This is a genomic window from Paenibacillus silviterrae (assembly GCF_030167925.1).
In the GTDB taxonomy this organism is placed as follows: Bacteria; Bacillota; Bacilli; order Paenibacillales; family NBRC-103111; genus Paenibacillus_G; species Paenibacillus_G silviterrae.
Map to the genome: position 1 here is coordinate 1,470,859 of NZ_JASKUT010000001.1, position 16,034 is coordinate 1,486,892.

General features: G+C 50.8%; 12 protein-coding genes. 2 read left to right on the plus strand and 10 right to left on the minus strand.

The window, feature by feature from the left end; genetic code table 11:
- Positions 1-12: 12 nt before the first annotated feature.
- From QMO62_RS06325 to QMO62_RS06335, 3 genes are read right to left on the minus strand one after another with little or no spacing between them, the layout of a single operon-like run.
- Positions 13-1,638: a response regulator transcription factor gene (locus tag QMO62_RS06325; RefSeq protein ID WP_284639497.1), complete on the minus strand. Its 1,626-nt coding sequence runs from the start codon at positions 1,636-1,638 to the stop codon at positions 13-15.
- Positions 1,613-3,421, minus strand: coding sequence for a sensor histidine kinase (locus QMO62_RS06330; RefSeq protein WP_284639499.1), 1,809 nt, complete (start codon positions 3,419-3,421; stop codon positions 1,613-1,615). The genes QMO62_RS06325 and QMO62_RS06330 overlap by 26 nt, the downstream gene beginning before the upstream one ends.
- Before the next feature lie 54 nt (positions 3,422-3,475).
- Complete coding sequence (locus QMO62_RS06335) at positions 3,476-5,158, minus strand: extracellular solute-binding protein (protein ID WP_284639500.1); 1,683 nt, start codon at positions 5,156-5,158, stop codon at positions 3,476-3,478.
- 238 nt (positions 5,159-5,396) lie between these two features.
- On the opposite strand from QMO62_RS06335, the gene QMO62_RS06340 reads away from it, so the two are divergent.
- Positions 5,397-6,350 (plus strand): ABC transporter permease, encoded by a 954-nt coding sequence (locus QMO62_RS06340; protein WP_372516652.1) that lies wholly within the window; start codon positions 5,397-5,399, stop codon positions 6,348-6,350.
- A 12-nt stretch (positions 6,351-6,362) separates the two neighbouring features.
- Positions 6,363-7,241: a carbohydrate ABC transporter permease gene (locus QMO62_RS06345; protein WP_284639502.1), complete on the plus strand. Its 879-nt coding sequence runs from the start codon at positions 6,363-6,365 to the stop codon at positions 7,239-7,241.
- A gap of 86 nt (positions 7,242-7,327) precedes the next feature.
- On the opposite strand, the gene QMO62_RS06350 is transcribed toward QMO62_RS06345, so the two are convergent.
- From QMO62_RS06350 to QMO62_RS06380, 7 genes are all read right to left on the minus strand, one after another.
- Positions 7,328-8,026 (minus strand): aspartate/glutamate racemase family protein, encoded by a 699-nt coding sequence (locus tag QMO62_RS06350; RefSeq protein WP_284639504.1) that lies wholly within the window; start codon positions 8,024-8,026, stop codon positions 7,328-7,330.
- Between the two features lie 46 nt (positions 8,027-8,072).
- Positions 8,073-8,780, minus strand: a complete 708-nt coding sequence (locus QMO62_RS06355) for a DNA alkylation repair protein (protein ID WP_284644873.1) — start codon at positions 8,778-8,780, stop codon at positions 8,073-8,075.
- 81 nt (positions 8,781-8,861) lie between these two features.
- Complete coding sequence (locus QMO62_RS06360; RefSeq protein ID WP_284639507.1) at positions 8,862-11,000, minus strand: ADP-ribosylglycohydrolase family protein; 2,139 nt, start codon at positions 10,998-11,000, stop codon at positions 8,862-8,864.
- A 148-nt stretch (positions 11,001-11,148) separates the two neighbouring features.
- Positions 11,149-12,168 carry a LacI family DNA-binding transcriptional regulator gene (locus QMO62_RS06365; RefSeq protein ID WP_284639509.1) on the minus strand — a complete coding sequence of 340 codons (1,020 nt, stop codon included), beginning with the start codon at positions 12,166-12,168 and terminating at the stop codon, positions 11,149-11,151.
- On the minus strand, positions 12,137-13,096 hold the full coding sequence (rbsK, locus tag QMO62_RS06370; RefSeq protein ID WP_284639511.1) for a ribokinase: 960 nt from the start codon (positions 13,094-13,096) through the stop codon (positions 12,137-12,139). The genes QMO62_RS06365 and rbsK overlap by 32 nt, the downstream gene beginning before the upstream one ends.
- A 134-nt stretch (positions 13,097-13,230) precedes the next feature.
- Positions 13,231-14,943: an adenine deaminase gene (locus QMO62_RS06375; RefSeq protein WP_284639513.1), complete on the minus strand. Its 1,713-nt coding sequence runs from the start codon at positions 14,941-14,943 to the stop codon at positions 13,231-13,233.
- A 22-nt stretch (positions 14,944-14,965) separates the two neighbouring features.
- On the minus strand, positions 14,966-16,027 hold the full coding sequence (locus QMO62_RS06380) for an ABC transporter ATP-binding protein (RefSeq protein ID WP_284639515.1): 1,062 nt from the start codon (positions 16,025-16,027) through the stop codon (positions 14,966-14,968).
- Positions 16,028-16,034: the final 7 nt, after the last annotated feature.

The window sequence follows — 16,034 nt, forward strand, 5'->3', positions numbered from 1 at the left end:
CAATTAATTAGTTTACTGCTGCCGAATGCTGTGATGATCGCGGTACTCCTGAGGAGTCATGCCGAATTCCTTTTTGAACACTTTGATAAAATACGGCGTATTCAAATAACCTACCGCAGTGGTTACCTCGTATATTTTCGAATCGCTGCGCTTAAGAAGGTGAACGGCTTTCTCCATCCGAACCCTATGCAAGTACTCCTTGATGCCCTCGCCGGTTTCCAGCTTAAACACCTTGGATAAGTAGACAGGATGAAGGTTCACCTGATCGGCAAGAATATGGAGCGATACATCCTCTGACAAATGCTCATGGATGTAAGCCTTAACCTGCTCGATCACCATCGCTCGGGAGCTGTGCAGCTCCTCCGAATTCTCAATAGACAGCTTCCGGCATAGGCCTACCGCCCATTCCATCATCCGGTCGACGGAAAGCAGGGTGCCAAGCTCCGGGATGGATTCGGTTACTCCTATACGTTCAAGGAGCCGGCTAAGGGTTTCACCGTTGGCGTGTGCATACCGATAGCAGGCCGATACGAGGGTATGGTACCACTCGGCCAGCAATTCGGGCGAATCATCCCAGTTCTCTTCGAGCTCCGCAGCAATGTTCTCGATCTTGCGAACGGCCTCCTCCCACATGCCTGCTTCGAACAAATGGCTGAGCGTCGGCGCTTCGTGAAGCGTTTTCAATGCAGCCACCCTTTGGCCGGAATCCGGATCGTTCACCGTCATAAGCAGGCCAACGTCTTTGCCGATTCTACGCCTCATCGTCTTGACAGCAGACTGATAACCGGCCTGCACAGCATCCGGGTAGTTTACCGGATTGCCGATCACAACGGATATGTCACCCTTAAGATACCTCATCACATGATGCTGCAGCTGGCTGCACATACGCGGGAGCAGCTGGAGCCCTTCCTCCCATTCCGTATCCTCCTTCCCTTTCAGCGCAAGCACCAGGTATTCATGACGGTCCCGGCAGGTCCACAGCTCAAAATATGGACCCATCAATTCCTCGGCCATATTAAACACGGAAAATTCCATGAGCATTCGGTCTCTTTGGTTATAGCGTGAGAAGCGCCCTTCGAGCCGGATCAACACCAAACTTATCGAATCCTCCGGTAAAAACGAAATCCCAAGCAAGGCAAGGTGATCCTCCGCCTCCAGTCGTCCTTCCTCTACCAGCTTGCTTAGTACCTCCGATTTCAGCGCAGGCTGATGCTCTCTGAGGATCTCTACTGCGAGCTGGAAGGAAGCGGCCTCCGCTACGTCAGCCTCCAGCTGCTGAATGATTCTGCGGATCGACTCGATCAGCTGGCTATCGCTTACGGGCTTAAGTAAATAATCGGCCGCTCCGAGCTGCAAGGCGCGTTTGGCGTAATCGAACTCGGCATAACCGGTTAACAGAATGAACTGCGTGCTGCGCGTAAATTTGGCGCTCTGCTCCATCAGTTGGATACCGTCCATACCAGGCATACGAATATCCGTGATGACGATATCGACGACATGCTTCTTAATCAGCTCCAAGGCTTCACGGCCGGAATAGGCGCACATGACCTCGGCGACACCAAGCTCCTGCCATGGGAGCGTATGCGCTATCGTATCGACTACCGACGGCTCATCATCCACAATCAACAGCTGATACATGCTCATTCCCCCTCCCGGTTCGAAGAACGATGATTGATGTGATGCCACCCTCGGGATTACCGAAAAAGAACAGCCCGGTCCCTTCGCCGAACATCAGCTTCACCCGCTGATTCACATTCCATAAGCCAAAGCCGAAGCGTCCTTCCTCTTCGCTTTCTTTACGGTCCATGGCCAGCTGCATCGCGGCCAGCTTCTCAGGAGCCATGCCGACTCCGTTATCCGTCACGATGAGACGGCAATCCCCGTTTTCGAGGAGCTCTCCTACAATCTTGACCATTCCCCTGCCCTCCTTAGGCTCGATGCCATGAAGAATGGCATTTTCAACGAGCGGCTGGAGCATAAGTCGGGGGACCACAATGCCCCTCATGGCTTCCGGTACCTGAATATCGTAAGCAATGCGCTGCATTCGCAGATTTTGAATTTCCAGGTAATTCGTAATCAGAGACAGCTCTTCCTCCAAGGTGGCCGACTGGTTGCCGAGCCGGGTCGTATATCGGAAGTAATCGCCCAGATTCAGCGACATGGCCTCAATGGAGTCCACATCGCCCATACGTGCCATATTTTTAATAAAGAACAGGCAGTTATACAGAAAATGCGGATTGATCTGCGACTGCAGCTGCTTCAGCACCGCTTCCTTGGATCGCAGCTTCTCGGCGACCACCTTCTCCAGCAAATCTTGAATTTGTGCTGTCATTTCATTGAACCGAGTAATGAGGAAGGAGAATTCCGTCCCGCCGGTAAGCTCTACCCTAGAGGAATAATCCCCCTTCCTGATCCGCTGCACATGACGAACGAGCGCCCGTATGGGTACCTGAACGTTGCGGTATAACACATACGATGCGATCACACTAAGCAGCAGCAGCAGCAGCGTCGACCCGTAAAACAAATTGCGCGTCTTCGTTACAGGTGTCAGAATGTCTTCCAAGGGAACGGAGTCTACCAGGTACCAGCCCAGATTATTCAGCTTTAGATAGCTGACCAAAGACTTACGGCCGTTCATTTCCACGGTAAAATGAAGCCTGGACTGTTCCAGGGTCTGCGAATGGAGATAGTTGATTAAGTCGGCTGAGCCTGCCTGATTCACCGTTCGGTTAGCGAGCACCCCATGCTTCGGATGATACAGGAACGGATCGCCCTGTCCGTCCGCCTTATATTGATCGAGCATATCCATCAAGTACGAGGGCGAGAAGGATGTTTTGACAATCAGCTTCGCCGCCTCCGGATGCTCGAAGGCCGTAATAGGATGAACGGCAAACCATACGAATTGAGGGTTCACCGTTTTCCCGTTATCGACGGTCGCGTAGCTCCAGCCTCTGGCAATATCGTTAATGAGCAACTGCTCCTTCAGATCCACCGAGGCGCTGGAGGTTGAGATGATATCCTTCGTGAGCCTGGAATACACGGTGATGTCCGTCAGCCATCCGCTAATGCCGGACTGCAGGGTAATATTATCCAGAATCATTCGCAGCAGTCTTTCCCGTTCGTAGTACGACTCGGATTGGTGTCGGTATTCCAGCTCCCGAATCGCGGCATCATTGGACATGGCAATGGAATTCATCGAAAGCTGGTCGATTTTCTGCTCCATCTGCTGATGAAGAAACCGAAGCTTGTTCAGGTTGTTTTTTTTCATTTCGTCCTCAACGACATGAACGGCCGTTTGATTGGAAATGGCAAACAGAAGCACCACGGGGATCAATATGCTTAAAATCATGACTACCGTTTTGGTGAATATCGTTACCTTTCGATCCATTGCCGGCTCACCGTTCCCCTCATATGTTGACATTGTTTTACTAATGCCTTTCTCTATGAGGCGGTCAATTCCTTCTTTGCCATGGGGTTACTTTTTACTTACGCTCTTATACCAGTCGTTGACTTCCTTGGTAATGGCGTCGCCGCCTTGGGATTTCCAGGTCTGGATGAATTTATCGTAGGCTTCCACGGGCTCATCGCCGAACACGATCTTACTGAACGTTTCCATCTCCAGCTTATTTAAGAAGTCTCCCTTATCCGTCATCGTTGCCGTAGCCCCGCCGGTGTAAGCGTTCATGACGCGGTTCGCCCGCTGGTTCCAAACGTTGCTGGACGATTGCAGCTCGATAGGCGGCGCCAGCTGGGACCAGTATCGCTCATAAGGCGTTGTCGGCTTATTGCCGCTCTTTGCCAAATTTACTAAAGCGGTAATGTTTTGGGACGGAATTCGCGGACCTTGCGTCATAAGCAGGCTGTAGAAAAATACGCGTACGCCGCCGCCCGGAATTTTGGTCAGGTCCGTAGTAACCTTACCGTCCACCACATCCCAGTCGTAGCCCTTCGCCCAGCCGTTCTCAAACTCGCTGCCTGCCTTCGGATCAGCCAAATTGTCAAACAGGAAGTTGCCGTAGGTGAAGAAGGCTTCTGGGTTTTTCATTTCCTTATTGATAAAAATGGCACCTGCATACGGATGGGTTGCAAAATGCATGCCCTTGCCGTTGGAACCGACCGGCAGCGTATAAGTAGCCAGTTCAGCCGAAGGGTTATTCTTCGTCAAGTCGCCCATCGGCCATGCTTCGGACCAATAGGGGCCTGTGAAGCTGCCCGCCCGGCCTGCCGAGACGAAAGAGCCTGCTTTGGCCTCATCCCACACGGGGGCTTCCTTCGGTATATAGCCCTTGGCTACCCAGCTCTTGAGCTTCGCAAGAGCTTCCTTCACGCCCGGCTGCACAGAGCCGTAGGCGAGGGTACCGTCCGGCTGCTTCTGCCAGATCCCGGGGATCGCGCCGTACGCTCCGAAGAGCCAGCTGACACCGAAGTGATTGGCGTATGCCTTCTTAAAGCCTACGGACAAGCCGAAGGTGTTCTTCTGTCCGTCCCCGTCGGGGTCCTGATTCGTGAAGGCGTCCAGTATTTTCTCGTAATCATCGATGGTTTTCGGCTGGGTCAGGTTCAGCTTCTTCATCCAATCCCCGCGAACCCACATTACCGGGTCATTGTTGTAATCGTAGTCCAAGGCCGGGATGCCATACCGCTTGCCTTCTCTCGAGTATTCGAACCAGACGGTAGGATCCTCGGCCATCGCCTTCTTCCATGTCTCCCCCGCATACTTGTCGAAAAGTGCGCCCGCATCCTGGAACCGTCCCGATTCGATGAGAAGGCGGGCCATCTCTCCGCTGGCATGGACGATATCCGGCATGGGCTCATTGGCGGATAAGGCCAGCTTCAGCTTGGTATCGTAGGCGTTATTCGTATTGACGACCGACCACAAGCTTTTGATTTCGATCCCCAGCTTCTCCTTCGCCCACCGGGTGTGCACGTTATCGTCGATGCTCTCCCCGTTCTTGAAGGTGGCTGGGCCAGGCACTCCCCTCACCGTAGTAATGGTAACGGGCGGATCAAATTTGCCGTTTACCTGCTTGAGCGGAGCCGTTTCCGGCTTATCGCTTGCCGTACTGCCGCCTCCGCTGCCGGACGAGCAGCCGATGACCGAGCCGGCCAAGACCGTGCTAAGTAAGGTCAACATGATTTTCTTTGTAGTTAGAAGCAACGTGCGTTCCCCCTTAACCTTTCGAATTTGTCTTCCTAATGAAATCATAAAGGACTACCGCTTTCCGTGGAAATAACACATTGTAAAGACGGGATGTTCTTTTTTTAACATGGCGGGATTCCTTTCACAATGCCTTTACAAAACAATATCAGGTGTTAAGAAAACGGTATATAGCCGTCCTAGGGGCTATGCTAGAATGTGGTTACAAGCGCTAATACGTCTCTGAAGAGGTGAAAGAATGAACATGACAACACATCCGGAGGCGACGCCTCGTCCGGCCGGCGGGCCGCCGCTGCTCCGCAGATTTTACAAAACCTGGGCCTTTCATCTTATGCTGCTGCCTGGTGTAATCCTTGCACTTTTGTTCCATTATCTTCCTATGTTCGGTGTCATAATCGCCTTTCAGGATTACAAGCCTTATTTGGGCATTACCGGCTCCGAATGGGTAGGACTCAAGCATTTCGCCGCCATTTTCGAGCGAATCGACAGCCTGCAGGTGATCTGGAACACGCTGCTTATTGCGTTCTTAAAGATTGCTTTTATGATCATCGTTCCCGTCGTATTTGCCCTGTTATTAAACGAGGTACGAAAAATGGCATTCAAACGCGTCGTACAAACGCTTGTCTATCTCCCCCATTTCCTCTCTTGGGTTATTCTGGGGGCCATCTTGACGGACCTGCTGTCCCCTGAAGGAGGGCTGGTCAATCGGATTCTCCAGAGCTGGTTCGGACTTCCGCCGATCTTCTTTCTAGGTGATGGAAACTGGTTTCGGTTTACCGTCGTGACCAGTGAGATCTGGAAGGAGTTCGGCTTCAGCACGATCATTTATCTGGCATCACTGGCAGGCATCAATCCTGACCTGTACGAGGCTGCTGAGGTGGACGGCGCTTCGCGGTGGGAGCAGACTCTCCATATTACCGTTCCAAGTCTCATCCCTATTATGACAGTCTGTGCTACTTTATCGCTGAGCAGTATCCTTAGCGCCGGCTTCGATCAAATTTATAACCTGTATAATCCGTTGGTTTATGACAAGGGCGACATTATCGATACGTACGTATACCGGGTCGGGATTCTCAGCCAGAAGCTCAGCTTCGCTACCGCCATTGGTTTATTCAAATCTATCGTCAGCTGTATCTTGATTCTTTCGGTGTACCGGATTGCGCTGAAGACAGCCAATTACCGAATCTTCTAAGGGGGGGTAAGCTTGTATCATAAAACGCTGCCGTACCGGATTTTTACATGGTTCAATTATATTTTTCTGGCCGTAATTGCTTTTCTTTGCATACTTCCCCTCATTCACACGTTAGCGGTTTCGCTCAGCGGCCGTGCGCCGGCCAATGCCAATCTCGTAGGCCTGCTTCCGATCGACTTCACTTTGGACGCCTATAAGAAAACACTAAGCAACCAAAACTTTCTCCATTCTCTATGGGTATCCGTGCAGCGAACGGCAGTCGGTACCGTCATCACCATGATCGTCACCTTTCTCACCGCGTATCCTTTATCCAAGGACTCCTCAGTGCTGCGGAGCCGTACGGGCTACTCTTGGTTTTTCGTCATTACGTTGTTGTTCGGCGGAGGCTTGGTGCCGACGTATATCGTCATTCAGAAGCTTGGCTTGATGAACTCCTTGTGGGCGCTCATTCTGCCCGGTGCCATCGATGTGTGGCTGATCGTGCTGCTGCTCAATTTCTTCCGTAACATTCCGCTAGCCTTGGAGGAGGCGGCCCTGATCGACGGGGCCGGGCAGTTTAAGATCCTTACGCTCATCTATCTGCCGATGTCTCTGCCAGCCGTTGCCACATTGTCCCTCTTCAAGATGGTTGGACATTGGAACGCCTGGTTTGACGGACTCATTTACTTGAAGAGCATCGAGGACTATCCCCTGGCCACGTTCCTTCAAACCATTCTGATCCAGATCGATTCCACCCAGCTCTCGACACTGGGCCGGGAGATGGAGAACATCTCCAACAATACGGTGAAGGCGGCACAGATTTTCATCGGAGCTTTGCCGATCCTCCTGGTGTATCCGTTCCTGCAGAAGTATTTTGTGAAGGGCATGGTAGTAGGGTCGGTTAAGGAGTAGCATATACGACACAAGCGCAACAATACAAAAAGGAAGCCCCAATTCGAATGGAGCTTCCTTTTTGTTGATTTCATTAACGCAGATACTTAGGCTTCTCTTAATGCGTAGTCGACAGCAGACTCAGCATGAATTCTTGTTGTATCATATATCGGGATACTGCAATGATCCTGTGATATGAGCAGCGTTATTTCCGTACATCCAAGAATAATGGCTTCCGCACCTTGATCGCTAAGACTGTTAATGATTTTTATGTAGGATTGTTTAGAGTCTTCGTTAATGATTCCAAGACAAAGCTCTCGATAGATGATGTCATGAATCACCATTCTTTCGGCTTCATCCGGAACAATAACTTCGAGTCCAAATTTTTCAATGAGTCTACCCTTGTAAAAATCTTGTTCCATAGTAAAAGCAGTCCCCAATAAAGCGACCTTCTTCAATCCATCCTTTACAATTTCATGTGCAGTCGAATCAGCGATATGAAGCAAAGGGATAGAAACCGATTCTTCTACCTCTTTTGCCATCTTGTGCATCGTATTCGTACATATGACTAGTAAATCGGCTCCACCGGCTTCTAGTTTTTGTGCTGAATCGATCATAATTTTTGTGGCATCATCCCATTTTCCTTGATGTTGAAGTGTCTTGATTTCATGGAAATCCACTGAATACATGAGGCTCTTTGCCGAGTGATGCCCTCCAAGCTTTTCCTTTACACGTTGATTGATGATTTGGTAATAGAGCAAGGATGACTCCCAGCTCATTCCGCCAATAAGACCTATTGTTTTCATAGGTTACGCACCCCTACTATTTTTTTATCCTACATTATAGCAGAAGTTAACACCTTACATGCTTGCGTTTAAAGCCAAGCTTCCCTCTCTCTACCGTCTTTTGAATATTAGCGAGAGCGTTTAGCAGCTTGCTTTTTCCCGTATCACTTTTGACTTCTACCGGGCACACTGCCTTCGCGGTTGCGACCGCCTTATCATGGAGCGGTACGTAGGATGTCGCCACGGTGTATATAAAATTACTCATGGAATATTTCGTTCGCTCGGGGGCAGTGTGAATCAAATGTTCCACTTGTTCAAGCATCCTGGTAAGCTTGCTTTCCGAGAATTCGCTATCCGGACGACTCCCGAGCAGCCAGCAATAACAACTCCAGCCTGCCGACATTTTCAATTCTTCGCCGCTTGCAATCCACTTATCGGCAACATCTTGCGCAATATCCGCTTCCGACAAGGAGACCGCCACTACATAATCGGACAGCATATAAAAATACGCCGAATCCAGCCAACGGTCATAATCCGCCTCCGTCATTGAGTTTGGTTCCGCTATGATTCCGGCAAAATACATTGCGTCGTAATTCCCCGTGGCATAAAGCTGCTCCGCCAAAGGTTGATTGAGCTTGGTCTTCTTGAAGATCGCCTTCATGTCTCCTGTTGCCACTCCAAAAAGAGGCTCGCGCGCGCCATTGGATAGGTACATTTTCTTGAGTCGTTCTTTGCCGAGAGCCTCAAGCTCCTGCATAACCGTTTCAAAATTCATCATTTTCCACTTCCTTCGTTTGGAGGGGTCGTCATAAAGTGATTATACCATTTTTTGAAGGCTGAAAAGTTGTTACACTAATTATAAGCTTGTCAGCGAAAAGCCGCGGTAATGCGTATGGCTTCCCTCCGTATTTGAAAACCCGATCATCCCGGTCAGATACGGATGGTTGTTATCCATATATTCCATTAACGCTACCCCATTGACGGAGATTTCAAAACGATTGCCCACGGCCTTCACCGTAACGGTCGCCGCCTGCCCCAGCTGCCAGTCAAAATCGACCTCCCTCAACGTGCTGTAGCCGTTGTCGTTCTTGAGCAGCGACAGCTTGCCGCCGGGAGCGAAACCGACCGCATACGAACGGATCCCACCCTGAACACGGAAATTGATGCGGTGATGATCGCCGAGCTTCGGCACCATGACCGCTTCAAACGTATAATCATCCCAATCCAGGCATCCCGTATAACTCTCCGCACTTTCTCCGAAGTAGCTTCCGCTCAGCTCTCCGTCCTCAAGTGTCCATATACCTCGCAAATAGCTCAGCTGGCTCACTTCAAGATGGAGCCCGCTCCACTTCTCCATTCGCTCCTTGGCAAAATCGATCGCATAGCTTGGTTTGCCGCCAAATTCAAAGTCGTCGAGGAAGCAAACGAGACTCGGACCGTGAGCTCCTTTACCGTCCATCGGAATGAGCTCGATGCCTGCCTGCTCCAGACAGCAGCCGCTCATGCGGGGAATTTGATAGTGCAGCTGTGCCCACTCGTTATGGATCAACGGAACGGCTTCACCGTAATGATAGGCGCCGCTGTTCCCGTCTTTTACATATAAACGGACTTTCACACGCCGAATGCCGTTACCGGGGAGCATCACCTTCGCCTCGATATGCTGCCCCGGATACAGTATTGGAGAGAAGCTTGGGTCATAACGGCTGTCGTTAAAATCGCTCGGACGATAGTACGTTTGATGAAACACGCGATACGCGTTACCTCCCTGCACCTTATCGAAGAGCACCTTTAAGGAACGGCTTCCCGAAGCGGCTGCTTCAGCCGTATTACGAATCGCGCCCGTAACATGAAGCGGGTCGTTATGCTCCAAACGGAACGCATGCGTGGAGCCGGGATATTCAAAATGAAATTTCAATCCGCTTTTCTTGAGTATGGGTGCCCATTTCTCCGGTATCTGCTCGCCTGCCAGCTTGTAGCCAAGACGCGCGATGTAGGAAGCGCACCACGGTATGTCAAGAATGTTCAAGGAACCGATAACGCTGGAACAGCAAAGAAAATCGTTGATCGGCTTCCGCCACTTCTCGTCAATGCCTGCAAGCCCGTTTCTCACTCCGACGATAGTCGCTACATTGGCAACGTTGCAGTCCGTATCCCAGCCGCACATGTTGCATATGTTGATCGTCCTGCTGAAATCACCCTCCCCGTACATGAGCGATAAGATCATAACGGTTGAATTCGGGATAATGTGACACTGACCCGGATATTTATCGTAGCCAAAGTTTGCTTTTGCATAGTGGAAAGCATCGCGCCAATTGTCCGGATGCGCTTTATAGTAAGCGATTACATTTCTCGTAACACGCGTATATTCGCAATCCCCAGGGATCACGGCCAGCCCACGCTCGATAATTCGCTCGATATCCGTTTCCACGAAGGCAGCGGCGATGCACGCGGCAATAAACATGCCGCCGTATTTCCCGTTACCGTCATGCGAAACGGACGCGATTTTCTCAGCCAGATGCGCGGCCAGCTCCGTATTGCCGGGAGCCACAAGTCCCCACACGTCGATAAAGATTTGACCGCCGATCTGCTCGGCTACCGCAAGCCCGTTCTGCTCGATCGAGCCGGAGCGGGGCGCCATAATGCCGTTTTTCAAATTTAAGTAGGCCGTATGCTCTGTAGACTTCCCATAGCCCCCCCACCAGTAAAAGCCATGGCCGTCCGGCGCATAGTTCAACCAGGTAAGTCCCATTTGCTCAGCGGTGATTTCGGGTCCGCATACATAATCCTCCAGCGCTCTCAGGAAAAAAAGCGGGCCGTTCGTATCGTCGTCGGCGGCAAAATTTTTAAATTCGTGCAGATATTCGGTTACTTCACCAAACGTTCGTTCAATTCGCTCATAAGTCCAATTCTCGATATTTCCTCCGTGCCTGACGCCGATCACCTTGGCCAGCCAGCCGGCGTACACTTTTTCTACATAATCCTGTTGAATCGTCATAAGTCCTACCACCCTCGCTCATCCGTAGGTTCTTTTTGATAAAATATAGGGAACAAAATAATCATTATGGAACCGGTTTTATTTTTCGCAAAAGAGTGCCGATGGTCTGCCTCCCCATTCATCCATGATTAAGGCAGACATCAACTGCTCAATTCTGCTTCACCGTCGATTCCCTCACGATCAATCGCGGCTCCAAGAGCACCTTTTGGAAAGGCAGCTCGACTTCGCGATCGATTCGATTCAGCAGCATTTCAACTGCAATCCGCCCCATTTCCGTTACTAAATTCGAAACGGATGACAATTGGGGCCGTACCAGCGTACACCATGGAATATTATCGATTCCCAATACAGCTATATCCTCCGGTACCCGTACGCCCTGCTCGGTAAATTGTTGAAGGAGTCCGATTGCAACCAGATCATTGGCCGCGAAAACCGCATCGGGCAGCTCCTCTAGATTACAGAAATAGCGTGCCGCTTCTACTCCTGTTTCCAGAGCCAATCTTTCTCCCGTGAATACGAGCGATGGATCCAGCGGTATTGCGTGGGAGGCAAGAGATTTCTCGTAAGCGGCATACCGCCCTCCGCGATGTAATGTCGAAGGACCGCCGGCATAAGCAATACGCCTTCTGCCGATACGGATCAGATGCTCCATTGCCAGGTATCCTTCCGATCTGCTGAGTCCTACGGTGTCGGCTTGAATGTCCTCACCGTAACTGCCGATCAAGCTGACGGGAATGGACGATTTCTTGACGGCGGAAGGCAGTGTCTTCGGGTGACTGATGGAGAGCAGGACGATACCGTCAACGTGCATATCGTTCGCCTCCTTAATAACCGCCAGTTCCTCGGAAGGGTTGCCGTAGTGGTTGATCAATACAAGCCGGTAACCGTTTTGTTTGGCCACCTGCTCCGCAGCCCAGGCAAGCTCCGGGTAGTAGGGATTTCGGATATCGTCGATGGCCAATGCAATCTGTCTGCGCAGCTTGGTTTTCAAGCTCCGAGCCATAAGATTAGGTGTAAAGCCAAGCTCCTGTATAATCCGATTTACCTTAAGCTTAGTAACCGGCTTTACCCCCGGCGCATTGTTAATAATTCTTGAAACAGTGGACTTGGCGACTCCCGCCATTTTAGCTACATCATCAATGGTTACTTTCGTCCGTTTCTCCTGCATCTCCGCTTTCTCCGTTAGCCAGTTTCATAAAATGCTCTACCTCTTCGCGTGTAGGAATGGAAGATTGGGCCCCCTTCCGCGTGACGGCAATGGCAGCAGCTGCAGATGCATATTGCAGGGCTTCTTCAACTTGCTTACCGGCGCATAGCTCAGCGGCATAACAGCCTATGAACGTGTCTCCGGCTGAAGTAGTATCCACAGCTTTAACCTTCCGTGCCGGCGTATAGACGCTCGCCCCATTGGAATTCATGTACAGAGAGCCCAATGCTCCCATGGTTACAATGATTTCTCCGACTCCTCCATCAAGCAATTGGCGTGCGGCCAATTCGGCATCGTTCTTACCGCCGATTGCCCTGCCTGTAATATACTCGGTTTCGGATTCATTAAGAATCAGTGTGTCAATAAGCGGCAGCACATCCTTCGGAATCCTGACGGCCGGGGCAGGGTTAAATATGACTCTCATTCCGCAGGATCTGGCTCGACGAATGACACTTTCATTTGTTGCCCAGGGAATTTCATTTTGCAATACCAAAATGCCCCCGGTATCTTCCCCGGCTTCAAGTCTCGCATCATCCGGCATCAGCTTTCCGTTGGCCCCTTCTGCGAGTACAATAATATTCTGACCGGAAGCTTCCACCATAATATAGGCCATCCCGGAAGTGCCTGGCTTCCTTGTCACCATCGATGTATCAACACCGTGGCCTTGCAATGACCGGATAAGATCCTGGCCGTAAGGGTCTGATCCTACAGCCCCGATTATCGTCACATCGCCTCCGGAAAGGGCAGCGGCAACTGCTTGGTTGGCACCCTTGCCTCCATAATGTATCTCTGTGCTTTCGCTTTTAATTGTTTCGCCCGGCACGGGATACTGCTTTATTCTGCTTACAATATCCACATTAATACTGCCGACTATTACGATTCTGTTCATTTCGTACCGCCCATCGCATCATTTTTGGAACCGATTCCAAAATTATTATGGCACAACTTCGTGCTATTCGTCAATTTACATATATCAAAAAGAACAGCCTCTCTTTCCCCAAGGATAGAGAGGCTATCCTCTGTTTAGCTATGAATGAGTAAAGGAACAACTTTTCCTTCGTTGACGTTGATTAACCCGAAATCGGTAATTTTAAGCGCCGGGCTGACAGGTAAGGAATGCGTGCTGATTGACATAATGGGATTATAGTGTTTATATCCTAACGATTTCATCGCTGTTATAAGCTGATCTGTTTCTTCAGCCAGCTTCTCCAGCGGGGCGTCGGATAAGATTCCTCCTATAGGGAGCCTGAGGCTGGCCAATAGTTGTCCATCTTCCACAACGCAAAAGCCGCCCTGCCCTTTAATGACCTCGTTGGCTGCAAGCATCATATCCGCTGCATTATGACCTACGACAAGCAGGTTGTGATTATCGTGAGAGTAGGTGGTGGCAATCGCGCCGCGCTGAATCGTGTCGCCTCCGATAAGGCCGTAGGCGCGGCTGCCGCCTTTGCCGTAACGCTCAAACGTAGCGATGAGCCCGAAGCCGCTCTCCTCCCAGCGCATCCGCCTTTCCCGGACTTCCGCTTCGCCGATATGCTCCTCTGTAAACGTGGAGCCGTCTTTGACCATCATGACCCGGCAGGCATAACGCCCGTCTTCGAGGTCGGCCGGTACCGTAAAGTCTTCCTCACGCAGCTCCGACAGCTTGACACTGCGGTAAAAATGCGCCGGAAACGGATACGTGTCCGCTTTAACCGGATAAGGCTCATTCGAGTCGTAAACACGCCGGCCGCACTTGAATACCTGCTCGATGGTCAGCTCTTCAAGATTCGATAAAAGCACGAAATCCGCAATTTTTCCCGGTGCAATGACTCCCCGGTCATACATTCTCATCCGCCGAGCCGGTGTATAGGTGCTGGCGTAAATTGCTTTTTCCGGTGTCATCCCCATTCCGATCGCCTTGCGAACGATGTGGTTCAAATGCCCGCGGCGCTGAAACGAATCCGGCATGACGTCGTCGGTTACAAAGCAGAAGTGCTCGGCTACATCTTGCTTGATTAAATAGTCCATCACTTCGGCCGTCATCGATTTTTCCTGAATTTCAAGGAACATACCCGCCGCGATCCGGGCCTCCATTCCCTCCATCGTTTGATGCGTATGATCGGAATCGACACCGCTGTAAATGATCCGGTGAAGATCCAGGTCTAGCAGCTTCGGGCAATGGCCTTCGATGATTAGATGCGGATAATGCTTGCGAATATGCTGTAAAATGCGGTTTGTTTTACAGTCCGGGTCCGTAATGACGTCGACGTAATTCATGATCTCGCCCAAACAAATGATGTTTTCCGTTCGAAGGAGCTCGTCCATATCCTCGATTTCTATCGAGCCGCCGGTCGTTTCCATGGAGGTCGCCGGCACCGAGCTCGGAAGCGCGTAGAACATATCCGCAACACATTCCTTGCTCGCCGCAATGATCTGCTTTACACCCTCCAAACCGAACACGTTCGCTATTTCGTGAGGCTCCGGTACAATAGTGGTCACACCGTTTTGGATCAACCCGTGCGAGAACGTTTCCGGCGTCACCATCGTGCTTTCGATATGCAAATGAATGTCGATCAAACCGGGGATCATCCAGCGGCCACCCGCGTCTATCCGTTCTTTCGCCTCGAAGCCGTCTGAACTCCTAGGACCGATATATACAAACTTCCCGTCCAAAACGGCCGCATTGCCGGGAATAAATTTTTTGAAATAGCTGTTATAGATATTAGCATTGTCTATCCATAAATCTATGCGCATGATGTCTGCACCTCCAGGTCCACTATTCCACTAATACGAGCTTTTCCATTGGCAAGAGCAGCCGGACTTCTTGACCGCTCGCATAAGGATGTTCCATTTCTTTGTTTACGGTAAAATCGCCAAGTGCCGTCTCAACGACATACTGGTAGCTTCTTCCAAGGAAGGTACTGACCTTCACACGACCTGTCAAACGGTTGGCGCCTTCCTCTATCTCCGAAACAGACCCGAGCACCACATCGTCAGGCCGAATGGCGCCCTTCATCCCGCTTTGCTCCCCTCTACCCGGCCCCTTAGCCGCGAGGAACGTGAAATCCTTAGCCTTTAACGTGATCTGCTCGCCATGGTCATGCCTTTCATCAAAGGAAATAAAGTTCGTAAAGCCGATAAAGCGTGCAACAAATTCCGTTTTCGGATATTTATATGCGACGGAAGGCTTATCCAGCTGCTCAATGATCCCTTTGTTCATAATCGCGACCTGATCGGAGATCGAGAAGCATTCTTCCTGATCGTGCGATACGTAAACGGTCGTAATGCCAAGCTCCTGCTGGATGCGGCGAATCTCTACCCGCATATTCACTCGCAGATTCGCGTCCAAATTGCTGAGCGGCTCGTCAAACAGCAGCAAATCCGGCTCGATGACAAGCGCCCGGGCTATCGCCACCCGCTGCCTTTGACCGCCGGAAAGCTCTTTCGGCAGCCGTTTCTCGAAGCCCGACAAGCTGACCGTTTCGAGGATGCGGGTTACCCGACGCTCCAATTCGGCCCCGCTTACTTTACGCAGTCGGAGGCCGAACGCGACATTGTCAAATACGTTCAAGTGCGGAAATAAAGCGTAGCTTTGAAAAACGAAACCGAAATTGCGTTTGTTGACCGGTACACGCGTATAATCTTTTCCGTTTAAGCTGAATCTCCCGTCCTTCGCCTCCAAAAAACCGGCGATCAGGCGCAGCGTGGTCGTTTTCCCGCAGCCGCTCGGACCGAGCAGTGAAATCAGGTTCCCTTTTTCCACTTGAAGGTTAAAGTCTTTCAAAATATATTGCTGGCCGTAAGCGACCGATACATTTTCCAAAGAAAGCAATGCCATGGACGAA

What these genes read in the sequence shown, in the direction of transcription:
- QMO62_RS06325 (WP_284639497.1), bottom strand. Translation starts at nt 1,638, where the DNA reads ATGTATCAGCTGTTGATTGTGGATGATGAGCCGTCGGTAGTCGATACG.
- QMO62_RS06330 (WP_284639499.1), bottom strand. Translation starts at nt 3,421, where the DNA reads ATGTCAACATATGAGGGGAACGGTGAGCCGGCAATGGATCGAAAGGTA.
- QMO62_RS06340 (WP_372516652.1), top strand. Translation starts at nt 5,397, where the DNA reads ATGAACATGACAACACATCCGGAGGCGACGCCTCGTCCGGCCGGCGGG.
- QMO62_RS06350 (WP_284639504.1), bottom strand. Translation starts at nt 8,026, where the DNA reads ATGAAAACAATAGGTCTTATTGGCGGAATGAGCTGGGAGTCATCCTTG.
- QMO62_RS06355 (WP_284644873.1), bottom strand. Translation starts at nt 8,780, where the DNA reads ATGAATTTTGAAACGGTTATGCAGGAGCTTGAGGCTCTCGGCAAAGAA.
- QMO62_RS06360 (WP_284639507.1), bottom strand. Translation starts at nt 11,000, where the DNA reads ATGACGATTCAACAGGATTATGTAGAAAAAGTGTACGCCGGCTGGCTG.
- QMO62_RS06365 (WP_284639509.1), bottom strand. Translation starts at nt 12,168, where the DNA reads ATGCAGGAGAAACGGACGAAAGTAACCATTGATGATGTAGCTAAAATG.
- rbsK (WP_284639511.1), bottom strand. Translation starts at nt 13,096, where the DNA reads ATGAACAGAATCGTAATAGTCGGCAGTATTAATGTGGATATTGTAAGC.
- QMO62_RS06375 (WP_284639513.1), bottom strand. Translation starts at nt 14,943, where the DNA reads ATGCGCATAGATTTATGGATAGACAATGCTAATATCTATAACAGCTAT.
- QMO62_RS06380 (WP_284639515.1), bottom strand. Translation starts at nt 16,027, where the DNA reads ATGGCATTGCTTTCTTTGGAAAATGTATCGGTCGCTTACGGCCAGCAA.